The sequence below is a fragment of the Pectinatus cerevisiiphilus genome, assembly GCF_004341685.1.
In the GTDB taxonomy this organism is placed as follows: Bacteria; Bacillota; Negativicutes; order Selenomonadales; family Selenomonadaceae; genus Pectinatus; species Pectinatus cerevisiiphilus.
The window spans coordinates 153363-170428 of the sequence record NZ_SMAA01000003.1; the positions used below are offsets into that span (position 1 = coordinate 153363).

General features: G+C 39.2%; 18 protein-coding genes. 15 read left to right on the top strand and 3 right to left on the bottom strand.

Features of this window, described 5'->3' with window-relative positions:
• Positions 1 to 11: 11 nt before the first annotated feature.
• The 15 genes from EDC37_RS02845 (at position 12) to plsY (ending at position 14126) form a co-directional block, all read left to right on the top strand.
• Positions 12 to 350, top strand: a complete 339-nt coding sequence (locus tag EDC37_RS02845; protein WP_132547716.1) for a hypothetical protein — start codon at positions 12 to 14, stop codon at positions 348 to 350.
• A gap of 88 nt (positions 351 to 438) precedes the next feature.
• Positions 439 to 1206: a sigma-70 family RNA polymerase sigma factor gene (locus tag EDC37_RS02850; RefSeq protein ID WP_132547718.1), complete on the top strand. Its 768-nt coding sequence runs from the start codon at positions 439 to 441 to the stop codon at positions 1204 to 1206.
• A 115-nt stretch (positions 1207 to 1321) separates the two neighbouring features.
• The gene (locus tag EDC37_RS02855; RefSeq protein ID WP_132547720.1) at positions 1322 to 2932 is read left to right on the top strand and encodes a DUF342 domain-containing protein; all 1611 of its coding nucleotides are present in this window, start codon (positions 1322 to 1324) and stop codon (positions 2930 to 2932) included.
• A 26-nt stretch (positions 2933 to 2958) separates the two neighbouring features.
• Entirely contained in the window at positions 2959 to 3285 is a 327-nt protein-coding gene (locus EDC37_RS02860; protein WP_132547722.1) for a hypothetical protein, read from the top strand.
• A 19-nt stretch (positions 3286 to 3304) separates the two neighbouring features.
• Positions 3305 to 3892, top strand: a complete 588-nt coding sequence (locus tag EDC37_RS02865; protein ID WP_132547724.1) for a DUF6115 domain-containing protein — start codon at positions 3305 to 3307, stop codon at positions 3890 to 3892.
• A 53-nt stretch (positions 3893 to 3945) separates the two neighbouring features.
• The gene (locus EDC37_RS02870) at positions 3946 to 4683 is read left to right on the top strand and encodes a pseudouridine synthase (protein ID WP_132547836.1); all 738 of its coding nucleotides are present in this window, start codon (positions 3946 to 3948) and stop codon (positions 4681 to 4683) included.
• Entirely contained in the window at positions 4680 to 5915 is a 1236-nt protein-coding gene (locus tag EDC37_RS02875) for a BaiN/RdsA family NAD(P)/FAD-dependent oxidoreductase (RefSeq protein ID WP_132547726.1), read from the top strand. The genes EDC37_RS02870 and EDC37_RS02875 overlap by 4 nt, the downstream gene beginning before the upstream one ends.
• 95 nt (positions 5916 to 6010) lie before the next feature.
• On the top strand, positions 6011 to 7324 hold the full coding sequence (gene aroA, locus EDC37_RS02880; RefSeq protein WP_132547728.1) for a 3-phosphoshikimate 1-carboxyvinyltransferase: 1314 nt from the start codon (positions 6011 to 6013) through the stop codon (positions 7322 to 7324).
• 8 nt (positions 7325 to 7332) lie between these two features.
• A complete protein-coding gene (gene cmk, locus EDC37_RS02885) occupies positions 7333 to 7998 on the top strand; it encodes a (d)CMP kinase (RefSeq protein ID WP_132547730.1) in 666 nt (221 codons plus the stop codon).
• Positions 7999 to 8014: 16 nt separating this feature from the next.
• Positions 8015 to 8620: a lysophospholipid acyltransferase family protein gene (locus EDC37_RS02890; protein ID WP_196589836.1), complete on the top strand. Its 606-nt coding sequence runs from the start codon at positions 8015 to 8017 to the stop codon at positions 8618 to 8620.
• 51 nt (positions 8621 to 8671) lie between these two features.
• Positions 8672 to 9520, top strand: a complete 849-nt coding sequence (locus EDC37_RS02895) for a 4-hydroxy-3-methylbut-2-enyl diphosphate reductase (protein WP_132547838.1) — start codon at positions 8672 to 8674, stop codon at positions 9518 to 9520.
• A complete protein-coding gene (rpsA, locus tag EDC37_RS02900) occupies positions 9505 to 10632 on the top strand; it encodes a 30S ribosomal protein S1 (RefSeq protein WP_132547839.1) in 1128 nt (375 codons plus the stop codon). The genes EDC37_RS02895 and rpsA overlap by 16 nt, the downstream gene beginning before the upstream one ends.
• Positions 10633 to 10794: 162 nt before the next feature.
• Positions 10795 to 12177, top strand: a complete 1383-nt coding sequence (locus tag EDC37_RS02905; RefSeq protein WP_132547732.1) for a DUF512 domain-containing protein — start codon at positions 10795 to 10797, stop codon at positions 12175 to 12177.
• A gap of 15 nt (positions 12178 to 12192) precedes the next feature.
• Positions 12193 to 13518 (top strand): ribosome biogenesis GTPase Der, encoded by a 1326-nt coding sequence (gene der / locus EDC37_RS02910; protein ID WP_132547734.1) that lies wholly within the window; start codon positions 12193 to 12195, stop codon positions 13516 to 13518.
• Positions 13515 to 14126, top strand: a complete 612-nt coding sequence (plsY, locus tag EDC37_RS02915; protein ID WP_132547736.1) for a glycerol-3-phosphate 1-O-acyltransferase PlsY — start codon at positions 13515 to 13517, stop codon at positions 14124 to 14126. Before der ends, plsY begins: the two co-directional genes overlap by 4 nt.
• Before the next feature lie 85 nt (positions 14127 to 14211).
• Here the strand turns inward: plsY and EDC37_RS02920 are convergent, their stop codons facing one another.
• The 3 genes from EDC37_RS02920 to hfq all read right to left on the bottom strand — a co-directional run bounded on the left by EDC37_RS02920 (position 14212) and on the right by hfq (position 17034).
• Complete coding sequence (locus EDC37_RS02920; RefSeq protein ID WP_132547738.1) at positions 14212 to 15396, bottom strand: MFS transporter; 1185 nt, start codon at positions 15394 to 15396, stop codon at positions 14212 to 14214.
• 139 nt (positions 15397 to 15535) lie between these two features.
• On the bottom strand, positions 15536 to 16621 hold the full coding sequence (locus EDC37_RS02925; protein WP_132547740.1) for a glycosyltransferase family 9 protein: 1086 nt from the start codon (positions 16619 to 16621) through the stop codon (positions 15536 to 15538).
• 158 nt (positions 16622 to 16779) lie between these two features.
• Positions 16780 to 17034, bottom strand: a complete 255-nt coding sequence (hfq, locus tag EDC37_RS02930; protein WP_132547742.1) for an RNA chaperone Hfq — start codon at positions 17032 to 17034, stop codon at positions 16780 to 16782.
• Positions 17035 to 17066 lie beyond the last annotated feature (32 nt).

The window sequence follows — 17066 nt, forward strand, 5'->3', positions numbered from 1 at the left end:
CAGGTGATTGCATGATGGATATGATGGACGTCAAGATAATAACAATGCGGACTTTAAAAAAAAGGTGGCTGCAGATGTTTATTCTATCCATTTCTTTAGGATGCATATCGGCATTGAGCGTCATGGCGGCTGGTACGATAAAGGATTTATCGGATTTGTTAATTTTTAAAAGAATGTGTTTTATGTTTATAGTTATAACCTTGTTAGGTTTTTTAATATTATTCGTTGCTTTCTTACTTTTAAGGATATGGGAAAGAAAGAAAAAAAATATTTCGCATGTGGATATTACTGCTGGTAAAGAATCTACAGTGCAGAATAATAATGCAGGAAAAGCAGATAATATTAAATGAAGGAGCATTATAACGATGACATATACTATTTGCTATTGATTATTAATAGTAGTTATTATTATAACTAATAATTAAGGGGGCTCGAAAATTGCAAATAGCTAAATCCTTTTCTGCCATCGACATTGCCGATTTATGGAAAAAGTATAAAAAAAATAATGATTTGGTTGCTAGAAATAGTTTAATTGAAAATTATTTGTCTTTGGTGAATGTCGTAGTCGGGCATATAGCCTATAATTTACCAGCACATATTGAACGCGATGACTTGATAAGCAGCGGTTTTTTTGGACTGATGGATGCTATCGCAAGGTTTGATATAAGTTTAGGTGTAAAGTTTGAGACTTATGCCAAAAATCGTATTCGTGGTACGGTTCTTGATTATTTACGTTCTAAAGATTGGCTGTCAGTATCTTTACGGAAAAAAATTAAAACATATGAATCCGCTTACACTAAATTGGAAGTACAGCTTCAACGTACGCCGACAAAAGAAGAATTAGCAGAGTTCTTATCAATGAGCTTAAAGGAATTGTATAATCTGGAAGCCAATATGAGTACAGCTTCCATGACATCCCTTGAGGATTATATAAGTGTAGAATATGTATCTGACCAGGGAAATGATTCCATAGATAAGAAGCTTAATCGTGATTTTGTTAAGCAAAAGTTAAAAGAGGCTATCGAAAAGCTGCCACCCAAGGAACAATTGATTATATCACTATATTATTCGGAAGAATTAACCTTAAAAGAAATTGGGCTGACGTTAAATTTGTCGGAAGCGCGTATAAGTCAATTACATAAAAGAGCTGTGCTCAGGCTTAGAGGATATTTAGCACGGTCTAAGTCTGATTTTTTAAATAACTAACATATATATTTGTTAATATTATGTTAATGTGTTATATTGGTAATTGCATAGTGCGGCATTATTATTGCAAAATATCAATAAAATTCCAAGCGTTTAAAAGTTAGGAGGATTTAACATGTCAGACACCGTATTTGGCAGTAAAAAAGAAGGATACTTGCTTGAAATTTTATCTGAGGGTGTTTTTCTGACAGTATATGCACCGAAGGGAGAAGACCCTTTTTTTAAAGATGTTACATTGCTGTGCGCGCTTTTAAAAAAACATGATATAAAAAATTATAAGATGGCAGAACTGTTAAAAATAATACAAGCCCATTCCGGAACGCGCAGCCAGATTACTGATACGGCAGGGACTGAGAGTGAAGAGATACAGGTACCTGTGCCGGTAATAAATGTAAGTAAAGATAAAATGGAAGCGGAAGTAAGTTTTCCTGGTAATAAAGATGAGTTTAAATATGACAAAGCTTATATTATGAAACTTTTGCAAGATAAAGGTGTTACCTATGGTATAGATGAGAAACTTATTGATGATTTTTTACAGGAACCGTTGTGTAGTAAAATCGTTGCAAAAGGTAAACCAGCAGTCAATGGCAAGAATGCTTATATAAAGAAGCATATTGACTTTTCCCAAAAAGGCCGTCCTAGCAATGGAAACTATGATCGAGTAGATTATAAAAATATGAATTTATGTTTCCTTGTCTCAAAAGGTGACATATTGGCAGAGAGAGTTCCGCAGACAAAGGGTGAATGCGGGATGAATATAATGGGACAGGAAATAGCCTGTCGCGCTGGTAAACCTATTCCTTTGGTCAAAGGGAAAAACACTGAGATATTGGATAGCAATATACTTATTGCTGCTATTGATGGACAAGTTATCGAGGAAGGCAACCGTATGGTTGTTGATCCGAAGCTTGAAATAAACAGCGATGTGGATGTTTCTACTGGCAATATAAAATTTAATGGCAGCGTTTTCATAAAAGGGAATGTCCAAGATGGTTTTACGGTCAAAGCGGATGGTGATGTTAATGTAGGCGGAACTGTCAGCGGGGGAACTATCGAGGCAAAAAATGTCTATATCGAGGGCGGGGTACTTGGTATGCGCCGCGGTAAAATACATGCGAAAGAGGATGTGCGAACCAATTTTATTGAGAATGCAGATATAACGGCTGAGCGTAATGTTTATATAGCTGATGTGGCATTGCATTCTAAGATAAATGCTGGCGAGAAAATAATCATAAAAGAACGAAGAGGGCAAATAGTAGGTGGAAATGCTATCGCAGGCCTGTTGGTCGATGCGAAGGTCTTGGGGAATTTTATGAATGTGGTAACAAAAATTGAAGTAGGGATTAATCCTATTATCAATAAAGAGTATAAAAAGGTTTCCACTGATATAGAAAATGATAAAAAACAATTAAAGAATATTGAAAATGCTTTGAATATACTCAGCTCAGAAAAAAAGCTATCTGTATCGCAGAAGGAGAAGTTTGCTAAATTAAAAAGAATGCAGTTTCCATTGATAGGAAGACTGGAAAGAGCAGAAACTGAATTTAAAAAACTCTCAGGACAGCTGAAAAGCATGGCAAATGCTAAGATAAAAGTAGATGATAGGGCTTATCCAGGAGTAAAAATTGTCATTGCTAATTTTCTTTATACTGTTCAGACTGAGGCTAAACATTGTTCTTTTTCAGCAGATTCCAAGACGGAATGTGTAAAGTTGAATCCTTATTGATGATTGTATAAGCGGAGGAGAAGAATATGTCTGTTAATCCTATAGGAAATCTACAGGCAATGCTGCCCAATAGTTCAGAAGTTGGTAATATACAAAACAAAATGAACCACCAGGTTGTAACTGCACAAAACTTCGGCAATGAAAAACTTCAGCAGGAGTCCGAAAAGAAACAGCTACAGGTTTATGCAAGAGAAAATGTTGAAGATGGAAAAATCAAAGATGAGCAAAAAGGTAGCAGCGGTAACGGTGGTAATTCATCTAAGAAGCATAGAGAAGGTCAGCCTGATGAAAATAAAAAGGAACAAGTGTTGACTGATGCTGTCCGCGGACATAATATAGATATTAAATTGTGAGTATTCTCAGGAGAATATAATGTTTACGGAAATATTGGGTGTAATCATAATTGTAGGTGTCTTGTTAATCCTATTGTTAAGGCATAATATTAATAATAAAAATTTGAATGATGCTGGTGCTGAAAATGTCAGTGTGGCGGCACAGCAGTTAAAAAAAGAATTAGAAAATACTGGAGATAGGATTTCCAGGCAAATAAACGAACAAATGGATCACTTAGAGACCATGATCAATATTGCCGATAAAAAGATGGAAGAACTAAGACATTATTACGCGGTTTTAGCAGAAGAAGAAAATAAAACTTCTTTGCAAATAAAAAATTCCCCAAAGACAACGGAACGGGGAAATTTTGATTCTTTACTACAATCCGCGGAAAATAACTATAGAGAAATTGGCAATGGTACAACTGCCGATGGGTATGTTTATACTGGGGAAAAGATAAGACAAGGGAATGATATTGCTAAACAGGCATTGCCGGCGAAGGTAAAGCAGGTCTTTGCTATGCTGGATGAAGGCGCGTCTTCGGCTGAAATCAGCCGTAAATTATCGATTGGACGCGGCGGCGTAGAAATGATTGCGCAGATGTATGAAAAAATAAGTAAAAAATAGATTGTTTCAGGTTGGTACAGAGCAATGTATCAGCCTTTTATTTTGGGAGGAATATTTTGGAACGTTTACAGAAATTTATTGCAGAATGTGGCATTGCCTCACGGCGTGCTGCGGAAAAGTTGATTACTGAAGGCCAGATAAGCGTTAATGGAGACATTGTAACGCAACAGGGAGTGACAGTTGATCCGGCAAAGGATATTGTCAGATTTAATGGGAAGGTTATAAAGAAGGACGAAGAAAAAGTATATATCATTTTGTATAAGCCAAAAGGTTTTATTTCAAGTGTAAAAGATGAACGTGGCAGAAAAACAGTTATGGAACTTGTATCAGATATACCAGAACGGATATTTCCGGTGGGACGCCTTGACTATAATACGGAAGGGTTATTACTTTTAACAAATGATGGCAGTTTGATGCAAAAATTACTTCATCCTAAGTTTAAAGTAGAAAAAGTATATGTAGCAACTATTGCGGGCAGGTTAAATAGTGAGGGCCTTGGTCGCTTACGGCATGGTGTAATGTTGGAGGACGGGAGAACGGCGCCCGCAAAGGTGGATATTATTAGTTATGACGATACCGCAGACCGCAGTAAAGTGCAGCTGAGTATCCATGAAGGACGTAATAGGCAGGTACGGCGCATGATGATGGCCGTGGGGCATGATGTCTTAGCACTCAAGCGAAAACGTTTTGCCGGACTAGATCTGCAAGGTTTAAAAAGAGGTATGTACCGTCATTTGACAGAGGAGGAGTTAGTTCAGCTGACCACGACAATCGCTGAAGAACATTTATGAAGACAATAGTAGTTATAGGGGCTGGGCCGGCGGGAATGATGGCAGCCATACAAGCCGCAGCCAATAATAATAAGGTTATTTTGTTGGAAAAAAATGCAAAATTAGGGAAAAAACTTATGATAACGGGAAAAGGACGCTGTAATATTACTAATATAGCCGACTTAAGCGAGTTCATAAAAAATATTCCCGGCAATGGTAAATTTTTGTATAGTGCATTTAAAAATTTTTTTAATGATGATGTGGTAAATTTTTTTGAAGCGCTTGGTGTTCCTACTAAAGTGGAACGGGGCGGCAGAGTTTTTCCGCAGAGTGATAGAGCTATTGATGTTGTGACAGCACTGGCTGATAAGCTATATGACAGTAAAGTGGAACTGAGATTAAATACAAAAGTTGAAAGGATTATCGTCGAAGACGGCTTGGTTACAGGTATTAAAATGAGTGACGGAAATATACTCAAAGCTGATGCAGTCATTTTGGCAGCCGGTGGTGCAAGTTATCCAGGTACCGGTTCAGACGGTTCAGGCTTAAAATTAGCGCAGGCAGTAGGTCATAAGATCATGCCACTGCATCCTGCGCTGGTCCCTCTTGTCAGTGAAGAAGCATGGGTGAGGGACTTACAGGGGCTATCTTTACGCAATGTGCGGGTAAGTGCTTTTACTGATAATAAAAAAACTGATGAAATGTTTGGGGAAATGATGTTTACTCATTTTGGAGTAACAGGGCCGATTATCTTGTCCATGAGCAGGCAAATAGCGCTTGATGTAGCCAGCGGTAAAAAGATTTATTTGGCAATTAATTTAAAACCAGCGCTTACACCAGAAAAACTTGAAGCCCGTATTCAGCGTGATTTTCAAAAATACACACGTAAACAAATAAAAAATGCAATGATAGATCTGCTGCCGCATCGACTTATACCGGTAGTTCTTAATTTTGCCTATATAGATGCAGAAAAATTTGTCAACGCTATTACGAAAAAAGAAAGATTACGGCTGGTTAATGCATTGCAAAAGCTTTCTTTCGATATTCACGGTGTCCGTCCAATAGCAGAGGCTATCGTCACCGGCGGTGGTGTTCATGTAAAGGAAATAGATCCTAAAACTATGCAGTCAAAATTAGTAAATGGTTTATTTTTTGCGGGCGAAGTGATCGATATAGACGGATATACAGGCGGCTTTAATTTACAAGCGGCATTTTCAATGGGATATACGGCTGGAATTATGGCAGGGAAATAGTAAATATAAATGCTTTGCAGGAAATTTTGAAGCATTTATAGAATAATGTACTGTAAATACTTATAAAAGACAAATTATTGAAGGGTACATGTGTAATGGCAATCAAAAATATTCGGGCAGCGTCCGCGGCTGGGCTGCATGGACACGTTGTTGTTCCGGGAGATAAATCTGTATCACATCGCAGTGTGATGTTTGCAGGATTATGCAATACTCCTGTAAGGATTACTAATTTTTTACGGGCGCAGGATTGTATGAGTACAGTTAAATGTATGCAGGCGCTGGGAGTAAAAGTTGAAGATAAGGGCGATTCCTTATTTGTCTGTGGTAATGGGCTGCATGGTTTGAAAGAAGCAACCAGAGTCATTGATGCTGGCAATTCGGGAACGACACTGCGGCTGATGCTGGGCATTTTGGCAGGACAGAATTTTTTAACTACTTTTACAGGTGATCCGTCTTTGAGTAGTCGTCCGATGGGGCGGGTAATTAAACCATTGGGCAAGATGGGCGCAAAAATAGTGGGCAGACAGGGTAATTCATTATTACCTATAACGGTAATCCCCGCGGCTACTGCATTAAAAGGCATAACTTATGAAATGCCTATGGCTAGTGCCCAGGTAAAGTCTGCTATCTTGCTTGCGGGGTTATATGCGCAGGGAATTACTAAGGTTATTGAACCATATCCTTCACGGGACCATACAGAAAGGATGCTTAACGCCTTTGGTGCAAAATTGGTCAAAGAGGGTAATTGTGTAAGTATTTATCCGGCAGAAAACTTGGAGGCTCCTGAGTATATAGAAGTACCAGGGGATATCAGTTCAGCTGCTTATTTCATAGTCGCGGCCAGCATCATTAAGGGCAGCGATGTTTTGATCAAAAACGTCGGTATGAATGAAACACGTACAGGTATAATTGATGTGCTTCGGAATATGGGCGCAGCTATAGAAGTTAGTAATATGCGTAAATCCAGTGGTGAGCCTGTGGCTGACTTGCGGGTTCGTTATGCCCGATTACATGGTACAGAGATAAAGGCGGAGATTGTTCCTCGACTTATTGATGAAATACCAGTAATAACCGTTGCTGCAATGGTAGCTGATGGAATTACGGTAATAAGCGGTGCACAGGAATTACGTGTAAAAGAAAGTGATCGGATAAAAACCATTTGTAATGAGCTTGGTAAACTGACAGATGCCTTGACGGAAAAGGAAGACGGGCTTATTATAAAAGGCGGTTCAATATTTAAAACGGCGCAGTGTGATTCCTGCAATGATCATCGTATTGCCATGTCACTGGCTGTGGCAGGGGCTGCTGGAAAGGGTGTTATTGTCGATCATGCTGAGTGTGTAGATATTTCTTATCCTGAATTTTATACAACGCTTGAGATGCTGAAAAATAATTCGCAGGGTGAATAAATTATTATATGAAAAAGAAAGTAATTGCTATAGACGGGCCAGCAGGTGCAGGGAAAAGTACTGTAGCTCAACGGGTCGCTGCAAAATTAGGATATACTTATATTGACACTGGTGCTATGTACAGGGCAGCGGCATGGAAGGTGCTGCAAGAAAATAGTATGGATGCATTGACTGATGAAGTTATTTTGCAAACGGTAAAAGATATAGATGTGCGTTTGCAATACATAAATAAAGTTACTAAGGTTTTTGTTGATGGTGTAGAGGTTTCCGACCAGCTGCGCACACCTGCTGTCAGCAGAGTGGTTTCCCAAGTCGCAAGGCTCGGGTCGGTGCGTAAAAAGATGGTGCTTTTACAAAGGAAAATGGCTCAAAACGGTGCGATTGTGATGGATGGCCGTGATATAGCAAGTTATGTTTTACCAACAGCAGATGTAAAGGTATTTTTAACTGCTTCAGTTGAGGAAAGGGCTAAACGTCGTTTTGCACAGATGGTAAAAAAAGGATATAAGGTCGATCTTGCTGAGCTTAAAGAAGAAATAACAGCAAGAGATAAGGCTGATAAAGAAAGAACAATATCTCCTCTTGTAAAGACTGAGGACGCTGTTTTACTGGATACGACCTTTATGTCAGCGGACGAAGCAACAGAGAAAATATTGTCTTTGGTATTGAAGTAATTGGGGTGCATTATTATTGAGTTTAGTTTATAGGTTTTTGTATCATTTTTTTCATGTTTTATATACAGTGCTTTTTTCGGCAAAGGCTTACCATGTGGAAAATGTGCCAACTAAGGGCGGAACAATAATAGCTGCAAATCACCTTAGTAATTGGGATCCCATGCTGATCAGTTGTTTTGTAGAACGACCGGTTGGGTATATGGCAAAGCAAGAGCTGTTTGATGTCCCTATTTTGGGGAAAGCACTATATGCTCTGCATTCTTTTCCGGTACGTCGGGGTATTGGTGATCGACAAGCTCTGCGTACAGCCGTTAGAAAGCTTCAGGAAGGGGAATGCATGGGGGTATTTCCCGAAGGGCACAGAAGTAAAACAGGAAAACTGCAAAAGGCAGCTACGGGAGTAGCTTTGATTGCAGCTAAAGCAAAAGTACCGGTGATTCCGACTGCCGTTTTAAATACAGAACAAATTTTTAAATGGGGAAGTTTTTTTCCTGCGGTGAAGGTGGTTTACGGTACCCCTATTTATTATAAAAAAGATAAGATCGATAAAGAAGAATTACAGTGTTTTACAGCTGAAATTATGCAACAAATTCAGAATTTGATAAACTCTTACAAGACATAAGGGGATATTTATGTTATACTATGGAAGATAGTAATTATGAATGGTGATCATATGGACATAATGTTAGCAGAATATCAGGGGTTTTGCTATGGCGTTAAAAGGGCCATAAAACTGGCTCGTGAACAAGCCGGTAGAGATGGCTTTATAGCCACGCTCGGTCCGATAATCCATAACCCGCAAATAGTAAAACAACTTGCTGATGAGGGTATCATTTCGATAGATTCCCTCGATGATATAACGCATGGAACTATAATAATAAGATCACATGGTGTAGGCCCTTCAATTTATCAAGCAGCTGAAGCGAAGGGGTTAAATATTGTGGATGCTACGTGTCCACATGTTAAAAAGGCGCAGATGTCAGCCAAAGCACTCACTGATGAAGGCTATTCCGTCGTCATTATAGGGGAAAGAAAACATCCTGAAGTAAAAAGCATTTTTGAGTGGTCAGGGCAGGACGCGGTAGTTATTGAGACATTGGAGCAAGCCGCACAATTGCAACCTATAAAAAGGCTTGGTATAGTGGCGCAAACGACTTTTTCCCGTGTGAAGTTCAAACAATTAGTAGATGTATTGCTTGATAAGTCCAATGAAGTAAAAGTGCTGCGTACGATTTGTACAGCCACTGAACAGCGCCAAACTGCTGCTGAAGAACTGGCCGCAAAAGTAGATGTAATGCTTGTTATAGGCGGCAAAAATAGTGCCAATACCACTCGGCTGGCTGAACTGTGTGCTCAAAGATGTCCAACACATCATATTGAGACTGCTGATGAGCTAGACGATGATTGGTTTTATAATATAGAAAAAATTGGTGTGACGGCGGGAGCTTCTACCCCCGACTGGCTCATCAGGGAGGTATATAAAAAGTGCAAGAACATGAACAAGACATGCAAAGTTTGTTAGAAGAAGAATCGATGAGAAATTTCGCCGAAAATGAAATAATAAAAGGAACAGTCATAATGGTTGACCGCGACGCCGCATATGTGGACGTTGGCTATAAACAGGAAATCCCGGTGCCTAATAAGGAACTGGCATACCCTGCTCCAGATAACGCGTCTGATGTTGTCAGTGTTGGTGACGAAATTGATGTTTATATCGTTTATATCGGCGGAGAAAATGGTATGGTTTTATCAAAACGCCGTGCAGATGAAATGACAGCTTGGAATAATGCTAAAAAGCTTTATGAAGATAAAACTTCTGTTACAATAAAAATAACGAAATTAATAAAGGGTGGATTACTGGTTGCTTTTTCTGGATTGAGAGGATTTTTACCAGCATCCCAGATTGAACTGCATTTCATTCGTGACTTAGCTAGTTATGTTGGCAAAGAAATACAGGCACGTATCATAGAAATAGACAGCAGAAAACAACGTCTTATCTTTTCGCATAGAGTCCTTTTGGAAGAAGAACGGGCTGAAAAACAGGCTGAACTTCTTAGCTCTTTACAGGTAGGCGAAATAAGAAAAGGCCGCGTAAAGAGAGTTGTTGATTATGGTGCATTTGTGGACTTAGGCGGTATCGACGGCCTTGTACATATTTCGGATCTTTCATGGAATCATGTAAAACATCCTTCCGATATTGTCAATGCGGGAGATGAAGTAGAAGTATTAGTAAAGAACTTTGATCCTGAAACTAAACGTATTTCGTTAAGCATAAAAGATACTATGCCTGATCCGTGGTTTGCTAAAGTGGAAAAATACACCGTTGGCAGTTATGTGGTCGGTAAAATTGTGAAATTAACAGATTTCGGTGCCTTTATGCAGTTAGAAGAAGGTGTTGATGGACTTATTCGTATGCGTGAGTTATCAGAAAAACATATTGTCAAGGCTGATGAAGTAGTTAAAGTCGGCGATGATGTTAAAGTAAAAATAATTCATATTGATAAAGAAAATAAAAAAATTGCGCTTAGCATTACAAGAGTCAAACAGGATGCTGATAAGGCAGAATTTGATCAGTATCAGGAAAAGCAGGCTGAACAAGACAAGTCAGCTGCTAATAATGAAACAGAAGAATGATCTTATTGCTGATTAAGCTGCGATTTTAATGTAATTTGTTAAAAAGTATTTTAGGACTCATTTGAGAAGGAGTAATGCGTTTGACATTACTCCTTTTTGAGTTGTTTTTTATTATTTTATAAATCTTGTTTGTGCGCAAAAGATTTTCGGAAAGGATTACCAATGTCTTATAGTGGTAAAATTATAAAAGTTAATAAGGATAGTCTAGCAGAAGAACTGGGATTATGCGTTGGTGATAAAATAGTGTCCGTGAATGGGCATTTACTCACTGATATAATAGATTTAAGCTTTGCTTTTGCGGATGAGTCAATAGAACTTTTGCTTGAACATGCAGATGGTCAGCAAGAAATGATTGCCTTTGAAAAGGATTATGATGAAGAATTAGGCGTTGAATTTGAATCAGCTGTTTTTGATGGAATTCATCGCTGCTATAACAGATGCTGCTTTTGTTTTGTTGACCAGATAGCGCCAAATATGCGTAAGAGTTTGTCAGTTAAAGATGATGATTATCGGATGTCATTTTTATATGGTAATTTTGTGACGATGACGAATATGGGGAAGAGTGATTTTGAGCGAATCCACCGCCTGCATTTGTCCCCGTTGTATCTGTCTGTGCATACTACAAATCCTCAATTACGTGCGCGGATGATGAATAGTAAAAGGGCAGCACAAATAGCGGCACAGCTTGATATCTTAGATTCGATAGATGTGCAGTACCATACACAGATTGTATTGTGTCCTGATTTTAATGATGGACCAGAGCTGGAACGAACCATAAAGGATATTGGGGCGAGAATCCCTAATGCTTTAAGCATAGCTATAGTACCGGTGGGACTGACAAAATACCGCGAAGGTTGTTATCCTTTGACTATGTTCGACCAAGCTGGTATGCGTTCTGTTATAGATCAGGTAGAGAGGTGGCAGCATATATTTAGAAAAAAACTGGATAATTCTTTTGTCTATTTGAGTGACGAATTTTATTTGACGGCAGAATATCCTTTTCCTGAAAGTAAATATTATGATGGCTTTCCGCAGCTTGATAATGGTATTGGGTTAAGCCGTAATTTTATTGATGAATGGAAGACTTGCCTGATAAAGGATAAAGATAAAAAATATGCTTATGAAAAAACAATGCATATAACTGTTGTATGCGGGACATCAGCAGGAAAGGTTTTTCGTCCGTTATTAGCGAATATGGATATAGCTAATCTTGATATTAATATTTTGGCTGTAGAAAATGATTTTTTTGGGCATAATGTGACTGTAACAGGGCTTTTGACGGGTCAGGATATACTGAAGGCATTGAAAAAACAAGAGTGCGAATGCGATGGTGTTATTCTTCCTGGTTCAGCTTTAAGGACGGGGGAAGATATTTTTCTTGATGATTTATCCTTACAGGAATTGCAAAATAAATATGAAAAGAAAATAAAAATAGCCTCTGATGCACGGACACTTTATAGTTTGTTGACACAATGGGACAAGGTAAAAGATGTTCGGGACAATAATTTATACACGTGGCAAAGTAATGCTGCATATACTAAATAAAGGCGGGTGCGTAATTTGAGTAAACCGATAGTGGCAATAGTCGGACGTCCTAATGTAGGAAAGTCTACTCTTTTTAATCAGATTGGCAAAAAAAGGGTTTCTATTGTTGAAGATTTTCCGGGGGTAACTCGTGACAGAATATACATGGATGCAGAATGGCTGGACAAAAAATTTACGATGATTGATACTGGTGGTATAGAGCTGGAATCCCAGGATACAATACTCTCCTCAATACGTGTGCAGGCTCAGCTGGCTATTGACGAAGCAGATGTGATTGTCTTCTTGACTGATGGGCGTGCAGGGGTTACCAATGCTGATGCGGAGATAGCGCGGATTCTGCGCAATGCCAGAAAGCCAGTGATATTGGCGGTAAATAAGATTGATACGCAGAAGCAGCAAATGGATGTTTATGAATTTTATAATTTAGGCCTTGGTGATCCTATCCCTATTGCTGCGGCTAATTCGCTAAATATGGGAGATTTACTGGACAAGGTAGTTGAATCCTTCAGTGCAATTGAAGCTATTGTAGAAGATCCGGATGAAATACACATAGCTGTTATCGGCCGGCCGAATGTAGGTAAATCTTCCTTAGTAAATGCTATGCTGGGACAGGATCGTGTTATAGTCAGTAATGTTCCCGGAACGACACGGGATGCTATTGATACGCATTTTGTTAAGGACAATATTAAATACACGCTTATAGATACGGCTGGAATGCGTCGTAAAGCCAAAATAGATGAACCAATAGAACGATACAGCGTAATCCGCTCATTGCGTGCTGTAGACCGTAGTGACGTTGTCCTGATGCTTATAAGTGCTCCTGACGGAGTTACAGAACAGGATAAAAAAATAGCCGGATATGCCCATGAATCTGGTAAAGGCTGCGTATTGGTAGTTAATAAATGGGATTTAATGGAAAAGGACTCAAAGACACCATTGCGGTTTACAGAAGATCTGCGCGATGAACTTGGTTTTCTCCAGTATGCACCTGTTATATATATATCGGCACTAACGCGCCAAAGAGTACACCGTATGCCGGATTTGGTAAAGTATGTAGCGGAACAACAGGCTATGCGTATTCAGACGAGTGTGCTCAACCAACTTATCATGGATGCGCTTTCTGTAAATCCACCACCGGCACATAAAGGAAAACAGTTAAAGATATATTTTATGACACAGGCAGATGTGAAGCCGCCTAAATTCATTATTTTTGTAAATGATCCGGAGCTTATGCATTTTTCTTATCTGCGTTTTATCGAAAATAAATTACGGGAAAGCTTCGGTTTTGAAGGGACTCCGTTAAAACTTATTGTGAAAGGAAGAAAGGAAGATGATGAGTGAGTTATCTTTTTATTCTGCTGGCCGGGTATATTCTGGGATCTATTCCCAGCGGCCTCATAATTGGTAAAATATTTTTCCATACTGATTTGCGCCATTATGGCAGTCACAATATCGGTGCTACTAATGCTTGGCGTGTCCTTGGTAAAAAGGCAGGTTTCTGGGTTTTTGCCTTTGATTTCTTGAAAGGAGCCGCCGGTGTTCTTATCGGCATGTATGTTGGTGCCGCTGGTTCTGGACAGGCATCCGCATACGCTTTGATCTTAGGCGGTATAATGGCTATAATCGGTCATTCGTGTTCTCTATTTTTAGCTTTTAAGGGAGGCAAGGGTGTTGCTACTGGACTGGGTGTTATAACTATGCTTATGCCTCAGGCAGCCTTGTGCGTCTTTGTCCTTTGGTTTATCATAGTCCTTTTTACACGCTATGTTTCGCTTGCGTCTATGATAGCAGCTGTATCTGTGCCTTTACAGGCCTGTTATTGGGATGAACCGTGGCAGTACATCATTTTCGGCATACTTGCTGCCGCTTTTGTTATATACAGGCATAGAGAAAATATCCATCGTCTCATGAATGGAAATGAGTCCAAGATAAATTTCAGCGGCCGATAATAAAGTTTGATTTTAAATTAATATATTAGTGGATGTTTTTATCGCCAGCCCAATTGGGCTGGCGATATTTTATGTAATTGAATTATTATAGTGAAGAAGCCGTTTTTTTCCTGCCGTGCAGCAGATAATAAAGATACATTGTAAAAATAGTACCTACGGCCATTATTTCGTACAAGCCGCGAAAGCCTACATAGGGCACTAGTAAGCCTAGAAATAATGGACCGATGCCCACACCACCATCTGTAAGGGAAAAAAATGTAGATGTAGCCAGTCCCATATGATTGCGTGGTGTTAAGGCTATAGCGATGGCTTGTCCGCTGGACATAAATGTGCCAAAGCCAAAGCCGAGAAGTCCACCGGCGAGCAAAAGCATGAAGTTTGTATGCGCATAGCTAAGGAAAACCATGCCAATGGCAAAGACGAGAAAGGACGGATACATGACAAAATTGGCACCTTTTTTATCGAAAAGGCGGCCTGTTATCGGCCGTGAAAGCAGTATGACGATGGAATAAACAATGAAAAAGGTGCTACCGGCATTGATTAAGTTTATTTCTCTTGTATAGGATGCTAGAAAGCTGATAATACTAGAATAGAAAAAGCCTAATAAACCACCTATAATTGCTATGGGCAGGGCATTAAACTCTATAAAGCTATGCAAGTTGAACTTTTCTTTTTTTACTTGCGCAGGTACAGATACACTTGGCATATTATTTACTTTTAAAAGTAAGGCGGCGATAAGACTTATCGCTAATACCACTGCACATGAAGTAAAAATAGCGGTGAAACTGATATGCTGATTCATATAGATACCGAGAAAAGGGCCTATTGCAGATGCAAGGGTAACGCTCATGGCGTAATAACCGATCCCCTCACCACGCCGTGCAGAGGGAATGATATTGGCAATGATAGTTCCTGTGGCCGTGGCCGAAATACCGAAGCCAATGCCATGCAGGGAGCGTATGAGGAGAAGCAGCACTATATTATCAGCACTAAAATAGAGGAAAGTTGCTAAAAAATAGATTGCCAAGCCAATAAACAGTATTTTTTTCTGACCGATTTGTTCGATCGTTTTACCTGTAAAAATACGGGAAAAAAGCGCTGTCAAAATGAAAATCCCAGAAGCAAAACCAGCTGCTCCTGGTGAGGTATGAAGTTCGTCCATAGCGTAAATAGCGATTATAACTGTCAGCGTATAGTATACCAAATAGATAAAAAAATTGGCTGTTGAATCAATTATAAAATTTTTAGTCCATAACCGTGAGTTATCCACCCAGCATTACCATCCTTAATATAGAAAATGTGATAATCTTAAAAATCCATTTTAGAAAAATCTGCTATAACAAAGTTATGGTAGCATATAAAGTAACAAAATGACAAATCGAGCTTATAATAATATTAATTTACCATTTTCAATCAAATTTCAAAGCGTTTTGTTTTTGGCATTGTTTAGAGCGAAGTAGTTTACGTATTTTAGATTCGACGACAGAAGCATCAATTGACCGCATACAGGCATTGCTGCCGTGGTGGCAGTGCGATTTAAGGCAGGCAGTACATTTGTAGGAGCTGACTATTGAAACATGTCCGGGAATGAGTGGTCCGTATATTTCAGGCAAGGTAGGTCCCCATAAGCTTAAAGTAGCAAGCCCCACTGCTGTTGCGATATGAAGCGGGCCAGTATCTCCAGTAAGCAGAAGACTAGAAAAATAAAATAGTGCAGCAAGTTCTGGCAGCGTTGTTTCACCGGCAATGGAAAAAGAACTATGGGTCATTTTAGTACGGATATTGGTGATGCTTTTCACGTCATTTTTGGTACCGCAGAAGATGATTTGGACATTGCCGGGCAAAGGATCTAATGCCTGTATAAAATTAGCGGCAGGCCAATTTTTGCTGTCCCATGTAGTACAAGGAGAAACCATAAGTATGGGAAGAGTTAGGTCAATGCCCCGTTTTTGAAGGAAATGGATAGCAAATTCATGAAGTGTATGCGGTAGTTTTAAGATGAGATGTGGATCGGGTGCCCGTACACCGAGGGGTTGCAGTACAGCAGCATATTGTTGTATTTTGTGTGGGCTTTCTATCATCGGGGCAAGTTCTGTCATAAAAAGACTGTTAAATTCATGCATACCGCGTATACCTATTCGTCGCTTGGCTTTAGCGAGAAAGGATATACAGCCAGTCAGAAAAAGCCCATGGATGTCGAGGACTATATCGAACTGGTAAGGGGCAAAAAGCTTGTGCAGTTTGACTAGGGAACTTTTTAAGTCATGTAAAGAGAAATTAGCCGCTGCACGTTCAAAAGCATTTCTATCCCAAATGATGAGTTTATCAATGTCAGGATCATATCTAAGCAATTCGCTGGCGGGGGGACTGGCCAGCCAAGTGATATGGCAGTGCGGTGCATGTAACCGTAAGGTATGGGCAACAGCTGTCGCATGCATGACATCACCAATAGAACTGAGCCGTACAATGAGAAAGTGCATTTTATTAAGATTCATAGGTTATAGCAGTCTTTCTAAAATTCATAGAGAATATTAATATTTAATGACTATTAAAGGTATACGGAAAAAAATCCCCTTACATAAGTCAATCATATGATTTATGCAAAGGGAATCCTTTCTTTAATTTGTCTTCTTGCAGTATAAATAATAAATGCTTACATATGAGGAGAATCAGAATCCTTTTTTTCCGTTGTATAATTCATAGACAAGGGATGAACAGGCGTAATCGTAGAAATTGCATGCTTATATACCAGTTGCTGCTTGCCATTGCTGTCAAGGATGACAGTAAAATTGTCAAAACCGGTTACGTTGCCGCGCAATTGAAAACCATTCACTAAATAAATAGTGACGCTTACATTTTCCTTACGAGCTTGATTTAAAAAAGCATCCTGAAGATTAATTGCTTTCAATAAGTTTTCCTCCCAAATTCAACGGTAATTTA